General features: G+C 70.9%; 16 protein-coding genes. 5 read left to right on the top strand and 11 right to left on the bottom strand.

The window, feature by feature from the left end:
- Positions 1-22: 22 nt before the first annotated feature.
- The 3 genes from AC27IY_RS32210 to AC27IY_RS32200 form a co-directional block, all read right to left on the bottom strand.
- Positions 23-760 (bottom strand): IclR family transcriptional regulator, encoded by a 738-nt coding sequence (locus AC27IY_RS32210; RefSeq protein ID WP_423475823.1) that lies wholly within the window; start codon positions 758-760, stop codon positions 23-25.
- Between the two features lie 122 nt (positions 761-882).
- Positions 883-1,707: an SDR family oxidoreductase gene (locus tag AC27IY_RS32205; RefSeq protein WP_487180207.1), complete on the bottom strand. Its 825-nt coding sequence runs from the start codon at positions 1,705-1,707 to the stop codon at positions 883-885.
- An 8-nt stretch (positions 1,708-1,715) separates the two neighbouring features.
- On the bottom strand, positions 1,716-2,321 hold the full coding sequence (locus AC27IY_RS32200) for a TetR/AcrR family transcriptional regulator (RefSeq protein ID WP_423450115.1): 606 nt from the start codon (positions 2,319-2,321) through the stop codon (positions 1,716-1,718).
- Positions 2,322-2,346: 25 nt separating this feature from the next.
- Here AC27IY_RS32200 and AC27IY_RS32195 point away from each other — a divergent pair, with 25 nt between their 5' ends.
- Positions 2,347-3,537 (top strand): NADH:flavin oxidoreductase, encoded by a 1,191-nt coding sequence (locus AC27IY_RS32195; RefSeq protein ID WP_423450113.1) that lies wholly within the window; start codon positions 2,347-2,349, stop codon positions 3,535-3,537.
- A gap of 78 nt (positions 3,538-3,615) precedes the next feature.
- Here the strand turns inward: AC27IY_RS32195 and AC27IY_RS32190 are convergent, their stop codons facing one another.
- The 7 genes from AC27IY_RS32190 to AC27IY_RS32160 are packed head-to-tail and all read right to left on the bottom strand — an operon-like array spanning position 3,616 to position 11,625.
- Complete coding sequence (locus AC27IY_RS32190; protein WP_487180206.1) at positions 3,616-4,278, bottom strand: hypothetical protein; 663 nt, start codon at positions 4,276-4,278, stop codon at positions 3,616-3,618.
- Positions 4,279-4,291: 13 nt separating this feature from the next.
- Complete coding sequence (locus AC27IY_RS32185; RefSeq protein WP_487180205.1) at positions 4,292-5,902, bottom strand: FAD-dependent oxidoreductase; 1,611 nt, start codon at positions 5,900-5,902, stop codon at positions 4,292-4,294.
- A complete protein-coding gene (locus tag AC27IY_RS32180) occupies positions 5,903-6,958 on the bottom strand; it encodes a LacI family DNA-binding transcriptional regulator (protein WP_423475827.1) in 1,056 nt (351 codons plus the stop codon).
- The gene (locus AC27IY_RS32175) at positions 6,955-8,448 is read right to left on the bottom strand and encodes a DUF4127 family protein (protein ID WP_487180204.1); all 1,494 of its coding nucleotides are present in this window, start codon (positions 8,446-8,448) and stop codon (positions 6,955-6,957) included. Before AC27IY_RS32175 ends, AC27IY_RS32180 begins: the two co-directional genes overlap by 4 nt.
- Positions 8,445-9,314 carry a carbohydrate ABC transporter permease gene (locus tag AC27IY_RS32170; RefSeq protein WP_487180203.1) on the bottom strand — a complete coding sequence of 290 codons (870 nt, stop codon included), beginning with the start codon at positions 9,312-9,314 and terminating at the stop codon, positions 8,445-8,447. The genes AC27IY_RS32175 and AC27IY_RS32170 overlap by 4 nt, the downstream gene beginning before the upstream one ends.
- A complete protein-coding gene (locus tag AC27IY_RS32165) occupies positions 9,311-10,258 on the bottom strand; it encodes a carbohydrate ABC transporter permease (RefSeq protein ID WP_487180202.1) in 948 nt (315 codons plus the stop codon). The genes AC27IY_RS32170 and AC27IY_RS32165 overlap by 4 nt, the downstream gene beginning before the upstream one ends.
- Before the next feature lie 41 nt (positions 10,259-10,299).
- On the bottom strand, positions 10,300-11,625 hold the full coding sequence (locus tag AC27IY_RS32160) for an ABC transporter substrate-binding protein (protein WP_423475829.1): 1,326 nt from the start codon (positions 11,623-11,625) through the stop codon (positions 10,300-10,302).
- 164 nt (positions 11,626-11,789) lie between these two features.
- Here AC27IY_RS32160 and AC27IY_RS32155 point away from each other — a divergent pair, with 164 nt between their 5' ends.
- The 3 genes from AC27IY_RS32155 to AC27IY_RS32145 all read left to right on the top strand — a co-directional run bounded on the left by AC27IY_RS32155 (position 11,790) and on the right by AC27IY_RS32145 (position 17,029).
- Positions 11,790-13,256, top strand: a complete 1,467-nt coding sequence (locus AC27IY_RS32155; protein ID WP_435408341.1) for a hypothetical protein — start codon at positions 11,790-11,792, stop codon at positions 13,254-13,256.
- Positions 13,257-13,326: 70 nt separating this feature from the next.
- Positions 13,327-16,275, top strand: coding sequence for a DUF6351 family protein (locus AC27IY_RS32150; RefSeq protein ID WP_487180201.1), 2,949 nt, complete (start codon positions 13,327-13,329; stop codon positions 16,273-16,275).
- Between the two features lie 265 nt (positions 16,276-16,540).
- Positions 16,541-17,029, top strand: coding sequence for a hypothetical protein (locus tag AC27IY_RS32145; protein WP_487180200.1), 489 nt, complete (start codon positions 16,541-16,543; stop codon positions 17,027-17,029).
- 105 nt (positions 17,030-17,134) lie between these two features.
- Here the strand turns inward: AC27IY_RS32145 and AC27IY_RS32140 are convergent, their stop codons facing one another.
- Entirely contained in the window at positions 17,135-18,154 is a 1,020-nt protein-coding gene (locus AC27IY_RS32140; RefSeq protein WP_487180199.1) for a DUF4331 family protein, read from the bottom strand.
- Between the two features lie 223 nt (positions 18,155-18,377).
- Between AC27IY_RS32140 and AC27IY_RS32135 the strand changes: the two genes are divergently transcribed.
- Complete coding sequence (locus tag AC27IY_RS32135; RefSeq protein ID WP_487180198.1) at positions 18,378-19,688, top strand: serine hydrolase domain-containing protein; 1,311 nt, start codon at positions 18,378-18,380, stop codon at positions 19,686-19,688.
- Positions 19,689-19,696: the final 8 nt, after the last annotated feature.

Raw genomic sequence — 19,696 nt, 5'->3', positions numbered from 1 at the left:
CGTCCCGGTCACCGGGAACGCGTCAGGACGCGTAGCTCAGCCGGCCTGGGCCGCGTTCCCTGGCCACCACGTTCCAGATCTGGCTCGCGACCGCTCTGACGGGGCCGACGAGCTGGTCGAAGTGCACTTTGCCGATCGGCCCGCACACGGAGACGGCCGCCTCGGCGGGCATGCCCGGCGCGCCTACGGGCACGCCGACGCAGCCGATGCCTGGGGCCGACTCCTCACGGTCGAACGCCACACCGCGCTCGGACACCCGGCGCAGTTCCCGCCTCAGCGGCTGCTCACCGATGATGCTCCGGCTGGTGCGCGCATCCGGCGCGGCCGTCAGAACCGCGTCCAGCACGTCGTCGCCGGCCTCCGCCAGCAGCGCCTTGCCCGCGGCGGTGAAGTGCGCGGGCTGCCGCCCGCCGATCCGGGACGGGATGCTCATGCCGAACCGGCCGCCGATCTTGTCCAGGTAGACGATCTCGGGCCCGTCGAGCACGGCGAGGTGCACCACCATCCCGGTGCGGCTCTGCAACTCGTGCAGGTACGGCAGCGCCGCCTTGCGGAGCTGGTGCTGGTGCACCGCCAGTGTGCCCAGCTCCAGCACCCCGAGCCCGAGCCGGTAGCTGTTGCCCTCACGATGCAGCCAGCGGATCTTGACGAGGTGTTCGAGGATCCGGTGAGTGGACGAGCGGGGCAGGCCGGTGCGGGTCACCACCTGGGCCAGCGTCAGGCCGCCCGGCCCGTCGAACGTCTCGAGGATCTGCACCACACGGTCGATCATCGATGCGGGAGCCGCTGACTCGGATGCTTCCATTTAGTTGCCTTCCTACCCGCAACTAGTCTGTGCCGCAACGGTATGCCCTGGAAAAGCGGCGCACAAGTACTTGTCGGCTAACCCAGAGACATTGCCGTCGGCGTTCCGTCGGGGCGCATGGCGGCGTCGGTGCCGCCGTCCACGTACAGGATCGCGCCGGTGGTGAAGCGGGCTTCGGGCTTGAGGAACTGGTGCACCCAGAACGCGATGTCCTTCGGCTCGCCGAAGACGCCGAGGGGCATCGGGGTGGGGAACCGGTCGGGGTCGCCGGCCTCGCCGGTGGAGCCGAGCATGAGCGGGGTCAGCACCGCGCCGGGCGCGATGGCGTTGAGCAGCACGCCCTGCCGTGCCCACTCGGGGGTGACGGCGGTGCGGCGGATCCAGCGCGCGAGCGCGAACTTCGAGGAGGCGTAGGCGGAGATGCTCGGCGCGAGCTCACGCAGCTCGGCGGGCATGGCCTCGGCCGCGGCCCGGGCGTGCTCGCGAGCAACCTCCTCCTCCCCCGCCAGCGCCAGCTCCACCAGCCGGTCGTCGATGAGCGGGACGGTGGTGGCGGCGTTCGAGCCGATCGCGACGGCGCGGCCGGCGTCGGCGGCGGCCAGTGCGGGCCGCAGCAGCTCCAGCAGGCGGACGGGACCGAAGTAGTTGATGGACATGACAGCCGCGGCGTCGGGCAGGTTCGGGCCGACGCCCGCGATGGCGGCGACGCCGTCCAGCGTGCCGCCGCAGCGGGCCAGGATCTCCTCGGCGGCCTGCTCGCGGCCGCCGGCGGTGCCGAGGTCGGCGATGATGTCGGCGTCGTGCAGGTCCACACCGATGACGGTGTGCCCGGCGGCGGCGAGGGTCTCGGCGCTGGCCGCTCCCATGCCGGAGGCCGATCCGGTGACGGCGTACGTGCCCATGACTCTCCTCAGGGGTGTGGGGGCGCGGTCAGCCCCGCGGTGATGAAGGCGACGACCGTGGCGGTCTCGGGCAACGGCGCCGCCGCGGCCGGGGCGGGTGTCACCGCGCGGCCGTAGACCTCCAGCAGCAGCGTGAACGCCAGCCGCCACCGGTCGGCCACCTGCCGCACAGGAAGGTGCGGCAGCGCCCGGCCGAGCATGACCTCGAACGGCGCGGCGCCGAACCAGGTCGAGACGTTGATCAGCCTTCCGCTGCGCAGCGCCGAGCGGGCCAGCAGATGGCACAGCATGCGCCCCTTCTCGCTGCGCGAGAGCTCCTCGAACGGCTCCACGAGCGCCGTCACCAGGTCACCCACCTCGAACGGCTCGCCCTCGCCACGGGAGCGACGGGAGAGCACGTCCAGCCGGTCGGCCCACAGGGGCGACAGCTCCTGTTCCAGCAGTGCCGCGATCAGCCCTTCGCGCGAGCCGAAGTGGTAGTGCACGGCTCCGGGGTTGAGCCCGGCCTCGGCGTTGATGGCCCGCACCGAGACCTGCTCGTAGCCCTTGTCGAGGAACAGGCGCTCGGCCGCGGCCAGCAGACGGGCCCGAGTCGATACAACGTCGTCCACCATGTTCAAATCATATTCCAATCAGTGATTGAATGACGCCATCCACGTGACCAGGAGGCTCGACATGGACGTGTTCGACCAGGCCAGGCTCGGCCCGCTCACCCTGCGCAACCGCATCATCAAGGCCGCCACCTTCGAGGGCATGACCAAGGGCGCCCTGGTCAGCGACGACCTCATCGCCTTCCACCGCGCCCATGCCGCCGGCGGCGTGGCCATGACCACCGTCGCCTACTGCGCCGTCGCTCCCGAGGGCCGCACCGAGCGCGACCAGATCTGGATGCGTCCCGACGCCCTGCCGGGGCTGCGCCGTCTCACCGACGCCGTCCATGCCGAGGGCGCTGCCGCCTCCGCCCAGATCGGTCATGCAGGGCCGGTCGCCAACGGCAAGTCCAACCGCCTGCCGGCGCTGGCCCCGTCGGCCTCGTTCAGCCCTCAGGCCATGGCGGTGACCCGGCGCGCCGGCGTCGCCGACATCGAGCGCATCACCGCTGCCCACGCCACCGCCGCCAAGCTCGCCGTCGAGGCCGGCTTCGACGCCGTCGAGATCCACCTCGGGCACAACTACTTCGCCAGTTCGTTCCTGTCGCCCAAGGTCAACAAGCGGCGCGACGGCTACGGCGGCTCCTTGGCCAACCGCGCCAAGGTCGCTCTCGGCGCCGCCCGCGCCGTCCGCGACGCCGTCGGCGACCGCATCGCGATCCTGGCCAAGCTCAACATGGACGACGGCGTGCCCGGCGGCTTCTGGCTGGACGAGAGCCTGCAGGTCGCCCAGTGGCTGGAGCGCGACGGCAGCGTGGACGCCCTGGAGCTGACCGCGGGCAGTTCCCTGCTCAATCCCATGTACCTCTTCCGCGGCGAGGCCCCGCTCCGCGAGTTCGCCGCCACCTTCAAGCAGCCCATGCGCCTCGGCATCAAGCTGGTCGGTGACAAGTTCATCCGCGCCTACCCCTACCGGGAGGCGTACCTGCTGGACTCCGCCCGCCAGTTCCGCGCCGCGCTGAAGCTGCCGCTCGTCCTGCTCGGCGGCATCAGCCAGCGCGCCACGATGGATCTGGCCATGGCCGAGGGGTTCGAGTTCGTCGCCATGGCCCGCGCCCTGCTGCGCGAGCCCGATCTGATCAACCGCATGCGGAAGGATCCCGGCACCCGCTCGCTGTGCATCCACTGCAACAAGTGCATGCCGACCATCTTCACCGGCACCCACTGCGTCCTCGCCTGAAAGGAGACCTCCCTCCGCCGGTGAACCGGTCAGGGCCCCGCCGACCTCCGGACGGCAGGGCCCACAGGTTCGCAGAGGTCAGAGAGCGGCGGCGTACGGCGCGATCCTGGCGCCGAACTCCGCCGGGTCGGCCCCCGTCACCACGGCCCCCAGCAGCACCGCGGCCGCCCCGGCGTCCCGCAGGGACGCGAGATCGTCCGGGACCAGCGCGTGCTGGCTCGGCACGATGACGGGGACGTCGACCGCCGACGCCACCGCCTCCAGCCTCGCCAGGGTCGCCAGCGTCAGCGGCGTGCCATACCTGTCGGGTTCGAGCGTGGACAGTTCGAGCGCCCCGCACCCCCGCCGCACCAGGGCCCGCGCCTGGGACGGGCCGTCGCCCGGCCCCAGGGCGACCATGGGCGTCACCGGCCCGCACGCCTCGACGTAGCCCGCGGGCGCGTCGGCGGCGTAGACGTCGAAGTAGTCGAACCCCATTTCCCGCGCGGCGGCCATCTCCGCGAGCGACACGGATCCGGCCGCGCCCACGACGAGGCCCGTCGGGACGCCGACCGCGAGGATGCCGAGCAGCGCCTCACGCTCGGCGTCCAGCGAGCCGAAGGCCGTCCCCGAGGCCCGGTGCCGTACGTTCGTGTGCACCTTCAGGCCGTCGGCCCCGGCCTGCGACGCGGCCTGGGCGAGCGCGGTCTCGTTGCGCGGCAGGCTGACCAGGAGGGCCGGCCGCGATTCGGGCAGACGCATGCGAGAACCCGCCTCAGTAGTAGGTGACATTCGGCCAGTCCAGTTCCATGCCCTGGGCGGCCATCGATCGCTGGACCTCGGCCAGCAGGTCCGGCGTCGCGGTGACCTGCTGCGGCTCGGTGTCCCTGGCCACGCAGAACGACGCCAGGTGACCGGCCGCCTCGCCCACGGTCCACTCGACCGGGTGGACGCGGTAGCAGCCGTTGGTGATGTGCGTGGTGCTGATGTTCTTGCCCGCGGCGATCACGTTACGGACCCGCTCGGGAACCAGCGCCCGCATCGGGATCTGGAACGGCCACGCCGGCACGTCGATGTAGTTGTCCCCGCCGGTCGAGGGGTGCAGGTCGATCCGGTACGAGCCGATCCCGACGCTGTCGTGGTAGGAGACCGCTCCTTCAGGGCGCATGGCCACCGCGAGGTCCTGCTCCACGATCCGGTACTGGCCGCGGATCCGCCGCGACTCCCTGACGTACGGGCGCATCGCGAAGCCGTCGGCGGTGCCGGTGACGTCGGGACGCGGTTTCAGGCCGGGCCAGCCGGTGCCGCCGTCGGGCCGGGGCGCCTCGGACTGCAGCCAGTAGAGGAAGCTCAGGCTCTGGGCCCGCGCCGCGGCGGTGTGGGCCGCGTTCTGCTCGGCGGTGCCGCCGATGACGGGGCCGCCCAGGTAGTCGATCATCGGCCAGTTCACGATGGTGATGTCGCTGTCGAACGCGCCGGGCCGGAAGTGGTTGCGGGCCAGGATGCGCCGGAACGTCCACAGCTCGTCCGATCCCGGGTCCTTGCTCTGGTCGGCGACGATGCCCGTCGGGTCGTCGTCCGGGTTCGGGGTGAAGACGTGGCGGCGGGGCTCCAGCGTGTGCGGGTGCGGGGCGACCCAGCCGAGCTGGGGGCCGTGCCACCACTCGGGAGCCACCGCCCGCCAGGCGGCGTAGTCGTCCGGCTTGTCGATCGTGTGGTCCTCCCCCGCGTGGTGGGAGAGCGCGAAGCACACCGACACCGCCTGCATGTTGTCCGGCCGCGCGATCGCCGCGGCGTGCGGCTCGCCCGTGTCGGCCTGCGACTCGGCGCCGGTCGTGAACTCGGTCCCGGTGATCGGCAGCACGTCCCCGGCCTCGGTGGCGTCCAGGACGAACCTGGCCGTGACGGTGACGTCGCCGCCCGTCTCCAGGTCGTGGAAGCCCATCGCCGTCACGTGGTCGCCGTCGACCTGGGCGGTCGCCGGGACGTGCCGGCGCAGCACGGTGATCTTCCCGGCCGCCTGCCACGGGGCGAGCATGGCCTCGATCACCGCCAGGGCCACCCGCGGCTCGTGGCACAGCGGCCCCACCCGGCCGGCGCCGGGGTTCAGGTGGGCCAGCGACCTCGACGCGGACCGCAGCGGGTATTCCCTCCGGTAGTACTCACGGATGCCGTCGCGCAGCCGCCGGTAAGTCGCGGTGCTTCCGAAGGACTCGATCCAGGGATGTTCGTCGGGCGGGACGAGCTGCGTGGTGAGCTGCCCTCCCAGCCAGGCCGTCTCCTCGGTGAGCACCACCTGCGCACCGTTCCTGGCCGCGGCCAGGGCGGCCGCGACGCCGCCCAAACCTCCCCCGACCACCAGTACGTCTGCGCGGAACTCGGTCACTCATGATTCCTTTCGGTTGGAGCCGCTGGTCTGCCCAGCGACGAAGGTGCATGGCAGCTCGACGGCCCGCGGCTCGACCTCTTCCGCCGACTCGAGCTGCTGGACCAGCAGCTCGACCGCGCGCATCCCCATCTCCCGCCGCGGTATCCGGAAGCAGGTGAGCTCCGGCCCCGGCACGGCGTCGGGCGCGTCGCTGAGCGCGGCCACCGAGCACGCGCCCGGCACGTCGACGCCCATCCCGGCGAGGAGGTCGAGCAGCCTGAGCGCGACCACCGACTCGTGGGCGATGAACGCGGTGGCCCCGGCCGCCAGCAGCCGCCGTACCTCCTCGGCCGACGGCCCCTCCTCCTTGCGGACCGACAGGACGAGCCCGTCGGTGTCGAGCCCGTGCCGGCTCTGCGCGGCCTGGAACCCGGCGTCACGGTCGGCGGACGGTTCGCCCGGATCCGCGGCCGTCAGGTAGGCGATGCGCTCGTGCCCGAGGCCCACCAGGTGGTCGACGACCTTGCCGGTCGCGTTCGCGTAGTCCGCGGTGACGTACGTGACCGGGCCCGGCACGTCACGACGGCCGATCAGGACGAACCTGAACCCCTCGTCCCGCAGCCGGACGAGGTCGTCCCGGTTGGTCTCCTTGCCGAGCATCACGCAGCCGTCGGCGAGCCCCAGCCGGTTGACGCCTTCGCGGTAGATCGACCTGCCGCCGTCCGAGCCGGTGGCGCTGGTGAACATCAGCAGGTCGTAGCCGAGCGCCTCGGCCGCGGCCTCGATCCCCACCAGGAACGGGTAGTAGAAGTCGTGATGATCCATCGGGAACAGCGACTCGAACGTGTAGACGCCGATCAGATGGTTCATCCCGCCGGCGAGGCTGCGCGCCACCGGGTCGATGGTGTAGCCCAGGGACCGGGCCACCTCGAAGACGTGCCTCCTGGTCTCCGGAGGGATCCGGATGGTGTCCGAATGCCTGCCGTTGATGACGATGGAGACCGTGGTCTGCGAGACACCGGCCAGCTTGGCGATGTCGGACTGGCGCGGCCTGCGGCGGGGCGCGTCTTTCACCGGGGATCGTTCCCTTCCTCGAGGTGCTCCAACTCAAAGGAAATCTCAAAGGGACGATCCCACGGGAAGCTGACGCTGCCGGGCGCAATTCTCAACTTGTCGGCCGGTGGGCCGAGGTCCGCGAGCAGCTGGCCGAGCTCCCGCTCCACCTGGTCCGGCCGGAGGGCCGTCCCCGGGGTGAGGAACCCGCGCCGCGCGGAGGTCTGGTACCCCCAGTCGTCGAGCAGCCGATGGACGAGGGTGCGGGCGTGCTCGGCCAGTTGCCGGTCGCCGGCGGCCAGCAGGCGGCTGCATCCCTGGGCCAGCGCGCTGCCGATCGTGTTGCCGGCGGTGTTCCACCCCGCGTACCCGGCGAGGCGCGGGAGCAGGCCGGCCTCGCGCAACGCCATGACCAGCGCGGGGTCGGCGCCGTTGGCGTCGGCGACGTCCGCCACCGCGACAGGGAGCCCGGCCTCCAGCAGGTCCCGCGCCCGTCCGGCGAGGCGCACCGCCTCGCCGGTCGGCCGCTCCGGCTGGTCCGGCCCGGAGCACCAGTCGCGCGGCGGCAGGCCGGGCGGGTGCACCGCGAGCACCAGGTCGGCCTGGCCGGTGTCCTCGACGAGGACCGCGCCGATGGCCGCGACCTGGTCGGCGATGGTGTCGCGGACGGGCACGTCCTCGTAGGCCGCGATCCGCCCGAGCGCGTCCGGGTCGAGGCAGGCGAGCGCCACCCTCGGGCGCAGGCCGGCGTGCTCCAGCGCGGCCCGGACGGTCAGCACGGCGCCGGCCTCGTCGGCGCCCGGGTAGCAGCCGATCCGGTCGCCGAGGCCGAGGCGGCCGATCCAGGCTTCCAGCCACTCCCGCTCGCTCGTGGACACGCTCTCGACCGTGCTGTCCTCCACCAGGATCGACAGCGTGTCGACGACTCCCTCCGCCACCAGCTCGACGCAGGCCAGGTGCATGGCGTGCAGGCGCAGCCGCCGGGTGAAGAAGTCCGCGACGAACGGCTCGGGGATCTCCGCCCTGGCGGGCGCCACCGCGCCGGGTCGTCCGTGTTCGGCCCGGTAGAGCTCCTGCGAGAGGGTGAAGAACCGCCGGCCGTGCCGGTCCCAGTAGGCCGGCTCGGCTCCGGCGCCGTCGGTCTTCTTGGTCCGCATCAGCGTGACGAAGGCGTGGACGGGAAGGTCCGGCCGGCCGGCCCGGACGCGCCGCAGCACGTCCAGGCGGGCCAGCGTCCGGGCCAGCGGCTCGGCGGTGCGCCGCGAGGCGACGAATCCGCCGTGGGCGAGCTGGTTGACGCTGACCACGACGGCGTCGCTGTCGGCGGCGGCGTCCTCCAGCCACCGGGACGTGCCGTCCAGGTCCGCGGGTACGCCACCCGCCGGCAGGAGCCCGGCCGGCGGGAGCCGCAGCAGGGTCCCGGCGGCGCCGGCCAGCCCGGCCACGTGGCCCGTGTTCACGGGCCGGTCGTCGAGCGGCAGCAGCGTCACGACCGGTCTGCGGTGCGTCATCCCTTCACCCCTCCCGCGCCCAGCCCCTGCACGAAGTGCCGCTGGCCGGCCACGAAGATCACCAGTACCGGCACGATCGCGATGAACGTCCCGGCCATCAGCGGGCCGTACTGGGTCACGCCGCTGCCCGCGAACGAGCTGAGCGCCAGCGGCAGCGTCTGCATCTCCGGCGACGACACCGCCACCAGCGGCCACAGGAAGTCCTCCCAGGCGCCGGTGAAGGAGAGGATGGCGATGGTGGCGACGATCGGCCGGGCCAGCGGCAGATAGACCTGCCAGAAGATGCGCAGCTCCCCGGCGCCGTCCAGCCGACCGGCCTCCGCCAGCTCGCCCGGCATGTCGAGGAAGTACTGACGGGCGAGGTAGATGTTGAGCGGCTGCACCAGCATCGGCAGCACGAGGCCGACGTGCGAGTCCAGCAGCCCGCTGCCGCCCTGGCCGAACAGGTCGTTGCCGCCGGCCAGCGGGAAGCCCTTGACGATGAGGAACAGCGGGATCAGCTGCACGATGGACGGCACCATGGCGCTGCCCAGCACCGTGGTGAACAGCAGGCGCGAGCCGCGGAAGTCGATCCGCGCCAGGGCGTAGCCCGCCGCCGTCGCCGCGATACAGTTCCCCGCGACCGTGAGGATCGCCACGATGAGGCTGTTGGCCATCGCCCCGGGGATGTTCGTGGAGTTCCAGACGTAGGCGAAGTTGTCCAGCGTCGGCTGGTCGGGCAGCAGCTTCGGCGGGTAGCTGAACACCTCGGTCTTCGGTTTGAAGGCCAGCGACACCATCCACACGAACGGCATCGCCACCAGCAGGGTGACCACCCCGGTGAGCAGCGCCCTGCGCCGGCCGGCGCCGGCCGTTCGCGCGTTCATCGCCGGCCTCCTCTCGTCATCGAGCGGATGCTGAGGTAGGCGAGGCCGAAGATCAGGCAGAACAGCAGGAACGCCATGGCGCTCGCGTTGCCGAGCCTGTAGTGCTCGAACGCCTCGTTGTAGATCAGCATGTTCAGGACGGTCGTGGAGGACAGCGGACCTCCTGAGGTCAGGACGTAGATCTCGGAGAAGGACTGGGCGAGGTAGATGAGGTCGACCACGACCACGTACGTCGTGATCGGCACGAGCAGCGGCAGGATCACGTGCCGCAGCGTCCGCCAGCGTCCGCAGCCGTCCACGGACGCGGCCTCCAGCAGCGAGGCCGGGACCGCCTGGAGCCCCGCCAGGAAGATGATCATGCTGCCGCCGAGCGCCTTCCAGGCCCGCATCCCGATCAGCGACAGCAGGGCGGTGTCCTCGTCGGTGAGGAAGTCCACCGGTGGCAGCCCGACCAGGTCCAGCAGGTAGTTGAACAGCCCGTCGTGGGAGTACAGCCACAGCCAGATCATGCTCACCGCCACCAGCGGCACCACCCGCGGCAGGTAGAGCACCGCGCGGAACAGGGCCACGCCGGGAAACCGGCCGTTGACCAGCAGCGCCAGGGCGAGGGCCGCCGGCACGGCCAGGATCAGCGTGCCGAACGCGTACTGGACGGTGATCCAGATCGCGTGCCAGAACTCGCCGGACTGGAGCACGGCGAGGTAGCCGTCCAGGCCGTGGAACCTGGGCCCGCCGCGTTCGACGGGATTGTACGAGGTCAGGCTCAGGTAGAAGCCGTACCCGATCGGCACGATCGTGACCAGCGACAACGCGAGGGCGGCGGGCAGGACCAGGAGCCAGCCCGCCCGGCGCTGGGCCGAGCGGAGCGGGCTCCGGCTCGGCCGGCGTGCCGTCACGGGCTCGGGCCCCGAGGACGTTCCCGGCGGCCGGGTCTCAGTCACCATGATGGAGCTTCATCCGTTCGGAGATCCGTTCGAGTCGGCGATCAGTTCTGCTTCGCCAGGGCCGCGGCCTCCGACGCCGCGCGGTCGAGCGCCTCGGCGGCGGGCGTCTTGCCGCGCAGCACGGCCTCGATCTGCTTGGCCAGCGCCTCGCGCTGCTGGGTCCACGTCGCGATGTTGGGGTTCCCGCGGAACTGGGCGGCGGCGTCCATGTAGGGCTTGATGTACTGCTGGGCGGCGAGGTCGGGGTCGGTGGCCAGGGAGGCGCGCGCCGGGATGCCGCCGACGGCCTGGACGTACGCCTTGGCGTTCGCCGGCTTGAGCAGGAACTCGATGAACTGCCACGCCTGGTCCTTGTGGCCGGAGTCGGCGCTGATGAACAGCCCGTTGCCGGCTCCGCCGAACGACGCCGCGGTGGTGTCCTTCAGCGGCGGGGCCAGCTTGATCTTCGCGGCGACGTCGGGAGCCTGCTCGTGGATGCTCTTGAGCGTCGCCTCGTCGATCACGGCCATGGCCGCGCGCCCGGTGACCAGCGGGTGCTGCGCCCCCGCGCCGCTCGTCGCCTCGCCCAGGCCGGTGGAGACGGCCTTCGGCCCGGTGTAGAACTCGGCGAGGAACTGCAGGGCGCGCTTGCCCGCGTCGGAGTTCCAGGTGATGGTCGTGCCGCTCTCGTCGGCGAAGTTCCCGCCGGCCTGGAACAGGAAGCTGCCGAACGCCTGCGACATGCTCGTCGGGTCGTCGGCGGGGAAGATCACGCCGGAGCGGGTGATCCGGTCGCCGTCGCGGACGACGAGCTTGTCCGCCGCGGCGCGCAGGTCCTGCCAGGTCGCGGGCGGGGAGGCCGGGTCGAGCCCGGCCTCCTGGAACAGGTCGGTGCGGTAGGCGAGCAGGTGGCCGAAGCCCCGCAGCGGCATGATGACCTGCTTGCCGCCGACCTTGCCCTGGTCGAGGAAGGTCAGGTCCTTCACGTCGGAGTCGGGCAGCTTGGCGAGGTAGTCGTCCAGCGCGATCACCCGGTTGTTGGCGGCGTATCCGGCCGCCGCGGCGTTGCCGTGGCCGAAGATGTCGGGCGCGGTGCCGCCGGCGAAGGCGGTCGACAGCCGCGTGGCCAGGTTGGCCCAGTCGACGAACTCGACCTGGACGTCGACCTTGTGCTCGGCCTCGAACGCGGGGACCAGCTTCTCGTTCACCCAGGAGATCTCCTCGGCGAGATTGCCGGGGAACCAGACCCGCAGGGTGCTCGCGCCGTCGCCGGAGCCGCCACCGCTCGCGGTGCCGCCTGCGGTCCCGCCGCCGCCGCACGCGCTCAGCGCCATCACCGCGATGAGCCCGGCCGCCAGACGAGAAGCGCCACGGGATTTTGTGATCATCTGTACCTCCTGAGGGCTGCCCCCCGGTTCGATAATGCGCAACATCATGGTGGTGTTGCGCATTATCAGTCAATACCAGATCTTGACAGGCGCTGATCGGGTCGGAACACTGGCCGACACTTGCAGCCGCGATAATGCGCAACACCAGAAGGAGGGACCATCCCGTGGTTCCCGATCGCCGGGCGGCTCGCCCGGACACCGTGCAAGCCACCCCCCACACCACGACCACCCGCCGACGTCGCAGCGCCCGCCTGTGGTGCGTGGGCCTCGCGACGGTGGCGCTGCTCGCCCCCGCCACCGCGGCCACCGCGTCGCCCGTCGGGGACCACCGCGGCGGTCCCCCGGCAGGCATCAGCAACATGGCGGGAACCCCGATCCCCCCGCACGCCACGCCCGAGAACAACCCGCGCTTCGTCGCGCAGTTCCACGTCGAGATCGACAACTCCACGGGCGGCGCCATCGAGCACGTCGCGCTGGACGGCACTCGTACCGTGCTGGGCCACGTGCAGCGGCCGGCGACCGCCACCGTCAAGGCCAACGACGGTTTCTGGGCGTCGAAGTACTCGCGCGCCATCGACGGCACCGCGGGCCACCTGCTCGCCACGTCGGTCTACGTGCTGCGCTCCAAGGTCTGGCCCGAGGAGAGCTACGACCCGCTGCGCTACGAGAACTTCGACCCGGCCACCGGCGAGCGCGACTGGACCACCAGCCTGCTCAACATCCGGCCCGACCGGTACATCGGCGCGGACTGGGGCAACTGGCTGGCCGACACCATCTACACCGACATCCCGGGCGGCTCGGGCATCTTCGGCGGGAAGAGCGCGCTGCCCACCGGCGCGCCGCTGTCCTACTTCGACGAGGCGAAGCAGGACTGGCGCCCCATCGCCGAGCACTTCCGCGCCGACCCGGCCGCGGCGCCCCCGCGCAAGCTGCGCTTCACCGCCTACCAGCCCCTCGTGCGCAACGCCTCGCCGACCTACATCGAGTTCGAGAACTGGGCCGCGGGCGACACGGTCGCGGGGAAGACGCACCAGAAGAACGGCGGGATCTACGTCGGCTACGCCAAGGGCGCGAAGCGCCACGTCGCCGACGTCGTCCAGCGGGTCGAGGGCACCGGGCGCTTCGGCGGCACGGAGTTCGCCCACATCGGCCAGATGGACACCAACCACCCCGGCGCGATGACCTTCTCGACCTCGCCGTACGTCGGCTTCAGCTGGGACGAGAACGTCCGCGGCGGCTTCCAGATCGTCCCCGCGAACCACGTGAAGTTCCTCAGCAACGACCTCGGCCAGAACTCGTTCATGGGCCGGCCCCAGTGGCTCATCGTCGGCCCGGTCGGCGCCGACCCGAAGCGGCTGTTCGACAAGCGGTACATCATCGACGGCAAGCCCTCGTTCTCCCCGGGCTGGGAGGCGATCGCGCCGGTGTTCGGCATGTACGCCCGGACCACGTTCGACCCGAACAACCTCGGCGAGTCCACCTACTTCGAGGTCTCCTACGACTACGGCAAGACCTGGCAGCTGAGCCCGGAGTTCACCGGCGTGCACGACCCCAGCACCTGCCAGGCGGCGAACTGCCCGCAGAACTGGACCAACATCCGGGTCCACCTCACCTACCCCGACGGCCCCTGAGTGATCGCGAGGCCCGCCGGCCACGCGGCCGGCGGGCCCCCACCCCCCACCACGTAGACGAGGAGACGTCGTGTCCGCGAGGATGCACCTGAGGTCCTCGGTCATCGCGCTGCTGACCACCGCCCTGCTGGCAGCGGGCGGTCTGACCGCCCCATCGCTGTCGGCCGAGACCACCACCACCCAGAACTCCGCCCTGGCATCGGACATCGAATGCACCGGTCACCGGGCGATGGGGGCGACCGTCACGGCGTCCTCGACCTTCAGCTCGAGCTACGGCGCGAAGAACGCCGTCGACGGCCTGTGCGCGGAGTCCTCCCGCTGGATGTCGTCGGCGGCCGACGCCACCCCCACACTGACGATCAAGTTCCCGGCCCGGACCCGGGTCGGCACGGTCGGGATCTACAGCGGTTCCGGCTGGCCCAACCCGTACGCCGACACGGTCCTGGTGGACTTCACCGTCGAGGCCCGGACCGATGACGGCTGGGTGACCGTCGGGACCGCGGTCGACAACACCAAGCCGGTGGTCACGTTCAGCACCGACCTCACGACCGACACGCTCCGCCTGGTGATCACCAAGAAGTCACGGCACAGCACGAACGCGGCCCGCCTGTACGAGCTGGTCGTCAGAGCGCCCGGCGAGGGACCGCCCACGCCGCGTCCCATCGCCGCCGACGACTTCCGCACCGTCACCCAGGGGACCGAGCTGGTGGCCGACGCGCCCGGCGTGCTCGGCAACGACAGCTTCCCCGACGGTGTCACGCCCGCGGTGACGGCGTGGTCCGAGCCGGCCCACGGCACCCTGACGACGTCCGCGGACGGGTCGTTCCGCTACCGGCCCGACCGCGGGTACGTCGGCGTCGACACCTTCACCTACGGGGTCGGCGACGACTCCGAGCGCTCGACCGCGACCGTCACCATCACGGTGACCGCCGAGCCGGGCGAGTCGAGGCCGGACGAGCTCGCGATCTCCGCGATCTCCGGCAGGCCCGACATGGTGACCGGCGGCGACTCGCTGCTCCGGATCGCGCTGCCCCGCGCCGTCTCGCGCGAGGACCTCCAGGTGACGGTGAACGGCCAGGCCGACGTCACACCGGCCTTCCAGGCCGGGGCGGGCGCCGGCGAGCTCCTGGGGCTGGTGACCGGGCTACGGGAGGGCGAGAACACGGTCGAGGTCACCACGCGTACGCCCGGCGGGCCGCGCGCCTCGATCACGCTGGTCAACCACCCCGCCCAGGGCCCGGTGTTCTCCGGCCCGCACGAGCGGCCGTTCGCCTGCGAGACCGCGGCGTTCGCGATCCCGGTGATCGGCGGCAGGCTCGGCGAGCCGCTCGACGCGGACTGCACGATCGCCCCCCGGGTCGACTACTTCTACCGGACCACCGGCAACGCGTACAAGGCCTGGCCGGCCGGCGCCACCGCCTACCCCTCGGACCTGGCCACCACGACGAACTCGCTCGGCGTCACGGTCAAGTTCGTCGTCCGGATGGAGACGTCCACCGCCAACCGCGCGGTGGTCCAGATGAGCATGCTGCACGACCCGCTGGCCGAGCCCGCGCCCTCGCCCGCGGCGCGTCCCGCGGGCTGGAACGGCCGGGCCGTGTTCACCCTCGGCGGCGGCTGCGCCGGCGGGTGGTACCGGTCGGGCAGCGGCACCGGCACCGTCACCGACGCGTTCATGCTCGGCCGCGGGTTCGCGCTGATGTCGTCCTCGCTGAACGTCTTCGGCAACAACTGCAACGACGTCACGGCGGCCGAGACGGCGATGATGACGAAGGAGCTGTTCGTCGAGAGGCACGGGCCGGTCGAGCACACGATCGGCTACGGCTGCTCGGGCGGGTCCTACCAGGCTCACCAGATCGCCGACAACTACCCGGGCATCTTCGACGGCATCGTCGTCGGCTGCTCGTTCCCCGAGGTCGGCATCAGCACGGTCAACTTCCTCACCGACGCGCGGCTGCTCGACACGTACTTCAACTCCGGCGCGACGCTCGCGTGGACGGACGAGCAGAAGCGCAAGGCCTCCGGCTTCGCGACGGCGGCCATGGTGTCGGCCATGTCGCGGGGCGCCAACAGGATCGACCCGCGGCTCGACTGCGACATGGTCCCCGAGCAGCAGCGCTACAACCCGGACACCAACCGCGGCGGCGTCCGCTGCGGCGTCTACGACCACATGATCAACATCTACGGCGCCGACCCGGCCACCGGCTTCGCGCGCAGGCCGCTGGACAACGTCGGCATCCAGTACGGGCTCGGCGCGCTGAAGGACGGCGCCATCACGCCGGAGCAGTTCCTCGACCTCAACGAGCGCATCGGCGGCCTCGACGCCGACGCGAACGTCGTGCCACGGCGGACCGAGGCCGACCCGGCGGCCACCAAGATCGCGTACCGCACCGGGCGGGTGATCAGCGGCGGTCGCGGGCTGGCCACGACGCCGATCATCGACTACCGCTCGTACTGGGACGACGTGTCCTGGGGCGACATCCACGTCCGCTACCACACCTTCTCCATGCGGGAACGGCTGAAGGAGGCCAACGGGACGGCGGCCAACCACGTCAGCCTGCTGGAGGACGCCCGATACGGGCTGTTCAGCACCGAGAGCGCGCTGGTGCGGCACGCCGTGACCCAGATGGACCACTGGCTGACGAACCTCGCCGGCCTCCGCCCCGGAGGCAAGGCCATTCAGCGGATCACCACCGCGCGGCCGAACACCCTGGTCGAGGGCTGCAACACCCGCGACGAGAAGCCGCGGTTCGTGGCCGAGACACTTGAGCGCGATCCCGCGAGCGCGTGCGAGCGGCTGTACCCGACCGCGTCCTTCCCCCGGGAGGTGGCGGGGGAGGACGTCACCGCCGACATCATCACGTGCCGGCTGACCAAGCTGAAGCGCGACGGTTACGGGGTCCAGTGGACGGACCAGCAGTGGGAGCGGCTGCGGACGATCTTCCCTCAGGGAGTGTGCGACTACTCAAAGCCCGGGGTGTCCCAGCAGCGCACGAAGAACACCTGGCAGCGCTTCTGACGACGGACCGCTGAGCGACGACGGCGCATAAGGAGAGCGATCCACCTTCCTGTCCCTGGACGGCGTGGCCATGCCGGAGGAGTCACGTACGACCAGGGACAGGAAGGGCCGCACCCGGCGCTGGACGATCCGGTGCGGCCGCGCATCCTGTCGATCGTGGCCGGCACGCGCGCACCCGCGCTGGGCGCTCAGGGCCGGCTCCTCACGCCCCGATCCCAGTCATCTCCAACTCGCCTTTCAGTCGCGATCTATAACGTCCGTTCACATGAAGAAGATCATCGTCATTGCGTGTGCCGCCCTGACCGTCATCACCACTGGCAGCGCCGCTTCGGCAGAGGAAGCCACCGCCGCCGCGGCTCCCGTTCCGGGCGAGGTGTTCATCGACGAGGACAGCTACGGCATCCACCGGGCCAACACAGCTCCCATCATTGTGGCCACCGTCCAACTGCCCGGTGCGGGCAACTACCTCCTGAACGCCAGCCTCGACTTCGCCCAGCAAGACGGCGCCCCACAGAAGTACGGCGTCCGCTGTGACTTCCAGCTGCCGAATGAGCCCCGCGTCTGGTTCGGCATGCAGACGGCGATCGTGGGCCCGGAGCAGACGGGCAGCCTGTCGTTCCAGACGGCCGTGACGACCACCGTGCCCGGCCCGGTCAATCTCCGGTGCTACCAGAACCTGGTTCAAGGGCCGGCCGTCTTCTTCGACCACGTCAACCTCATCGCTCAGTCCGTGCCGAAGATCACACGCTTCTGAGCCGAAGCCGAGGTCCGAGGCCCTTCCCACGTCTCGGCGCGCTGGAAGACGATGCTGAGTCGGGCTCGGCCGCCAGAGCCTGCGGCGGTCTTCCTCTGGGATCCGTCAGGAGGCGGCTGCCGGGTGCGGGTCGCCCAGGTACGGGAATCGGTCCAGGGTGTCGGTGTGCGGCTGCAGGCCGGTGGGCGGGGCCTCGTTCTTGGTCAGGAACGCGACGCGGATGTCGATGACGTCTTCGGTGAAGGTCCGGCCATTGGGGTAAGCGGCCGGTTCGGACGGGTCGAAGCGCAGCACGTCCGGCAGGAGGCCGTGCTCGTCGATCGCGGCGATGGCCTCCTCACGCGAGTAGCCACCGGTGTGGCCCAGCAGGTGAACGAACTGATCCGTCCACTTGTCGCGGTCGTCGACCGGCTCGCCGGCGTTGTAGTCCTCCTTGGTGTCGTCGGTGTTGAAGAAGCTGCTCATGGACGGGTGTCCGGCCCGGTCGGCGTGGACGAGTTCGCCGTCGCGCCGGACGCTGCACCGGCCCCAGATGTGCAGCGCGGACTTGGGCGCCAGGTCTGCGGTCGGCAGTTCGATGGCCATGGAGAAGACGTTGGCCGTGAGGTTGGAGTCGACGCCGGTCCAGGGGGACTCCCCGCCCAGGTGCGGCGCGGTGAAGTTCCGCTTGCCGCTGGTGTCGAACAAGCTCTTGATGCCGTCGAAGTCGAAGAAGAAGGCGTCACTGCGGCTGCCGGCGGCCACCTTGTAGTCGCCGCTGCTGACCACGTTGGCCTGAGGGCCGAAGGAGACGGCGGCGTCCGACACGATTTCGGTGCCGGCCGCCTCCGGTCTGCGGGCCTCCGCGCCGGTCGCCATGAACACGCTGTAGGTCTGGGAGCCGTCGGCCGCCGGAGGGCTGAAGACCCAGCTGAAGGCAACGTCGGTCAGGTAGTCGCCGTCGCTGTCGATGTTCAGCCGGTAGACGGCGTCGGGGTGCAGCGCATCGGCGTTGGGATTGGCGTTGAGGATGAGGACGGTCCTGCTCGGATCCTCGGGTGCGGTGAAGGCGTACAGGTCGCAGAGATCGAGGCGCTGGTCCCCGAGTGGCGGCCCGAGGCTGAGGCCGGTGAAGTGGTTGGACATGTCGGGCCCTTTCCTTGCTCGCTCACCAGGCAGCGGACGCGCATTGATCTACGCCTAATCCTGTTTCTGCAGGTTAAGCCCCTTCGGCCGCGATACAGGAGAGGTGTTGACGGGCGGCGAGTCGCTCGTTCGGTCGTGCTTCATCGCCTGGCCATGCCCTCTCAGCCCGAACAGCCGCACAGGCTGGGCCCGTAGCTTTCGATCATGGAGCTAGCCTGGCGGGATGGAATGGGATCTGGGGGAGCTTGTCGCGAAACACGACGTACTGGGCGCGCAGGTCGCCGTGCTGGCCGACGGGGAGATCCAGGACGAGGCCGCGGGCGTGCTGAGTCTGCGTACCCAGGTCGAGGCCACGACCGACTCGGTGTTCAAGATCGGCTCGATCACCAAGATCTGGACGGCCACGCTGATCCAGCAACTGGCCGACGACGGTGTGCTGGATCTCGACCGTCCCGTGCGCGACCACCTGCCCGGCTTCCGGCTGAGCGACCCGGCCGCCACCGCGTCCCTGACCGCCCGCCACCTGCTCACCCACACCGGCGGCATCGACGGCAACCACTTCACCGACACCGGTCGCAACGACGACGCGATCGAGAAGTTCGTCGCCACCCTCGCCGAGGCGGACCACCTCCTCCCGCCCGGCACCGTCTTCTCCTACTCCAACAGTGGATACGTGGTGCTCGGCCGGCTGGTGGAGGTGTTGCGCGGCAAGCCCTTCCACGACGTGCTCCGTGAACGCCTGGTGACACCGCTGGGCCTGCGTACCGCCGCCACCGACCCCTACGAGGCGATCCTGCACCGCGCCGCGGTCGGCCACGTCCAGACCGGCGGAAAGGTCGTTCCGGCCAAGGAATGGGCGGTTTCCTACTACTCCGCGCCCAGCGGCTCGCACTTCGCGATCAGCGCGCGCGAACCGCTGGAGTTCGTACGCCTGCATCTGGCCGACCCCGCGCTGGCGGCACTGCGCGAACCTCAGGTGGAAACCGTCCCGGACTTCGGCGGCGGCGTCATCGGCTGGGGACTTGGCTGGATGCTCTACCAGGACGGCGTCATCGGCCACACCGGCGTCGCCAAGGGGCAGAAGGCCTGGCTTCGCGTCGTACCATCGGCGGGGGTGGCGGTGGCCGTCCTTACCAACAGCACGGGCGGCGAGCCCCTGGCCTACGAGATCTTCGATGCGGCGCTCAGGGACCTCGCCGGCGTCGAGACCGCACCGCGACCCGTGCCTCCCCTGAACCCGGCCGGGATCGACGCGGACCGCATGTGCGGCACCTACCGCTCCACCCTGTACGACATCACCCTCACCAGCGAGCACGACCGCGCGTTCCTCATCTACCGCCCGCGCAATGAACTCGCCGAGTCCTTCCTCGGGGCGTCCGAGAGCCGCGTCGAGGTCGTCCGACTCAACGACAGCTCGGTCATCACCACCGAGCCGAAGTCCTCCGGCCACCAGGTCCTGTCCCTGGTCGGTTCCGACGGCCACGGCCGCGCCCGTTTCCTGCACAACGGCGCTGCCGCCTATCGGATCGGTTGATGGTCACC

Source organism: Nonomuraea sp. B208 (assembly GCF_057536035.1).
The sequence above is the reverse complement of the archived record's forward strand: the minus strand, read 5'-3'. Positions and strand labels throughout refer to the sequence as shown.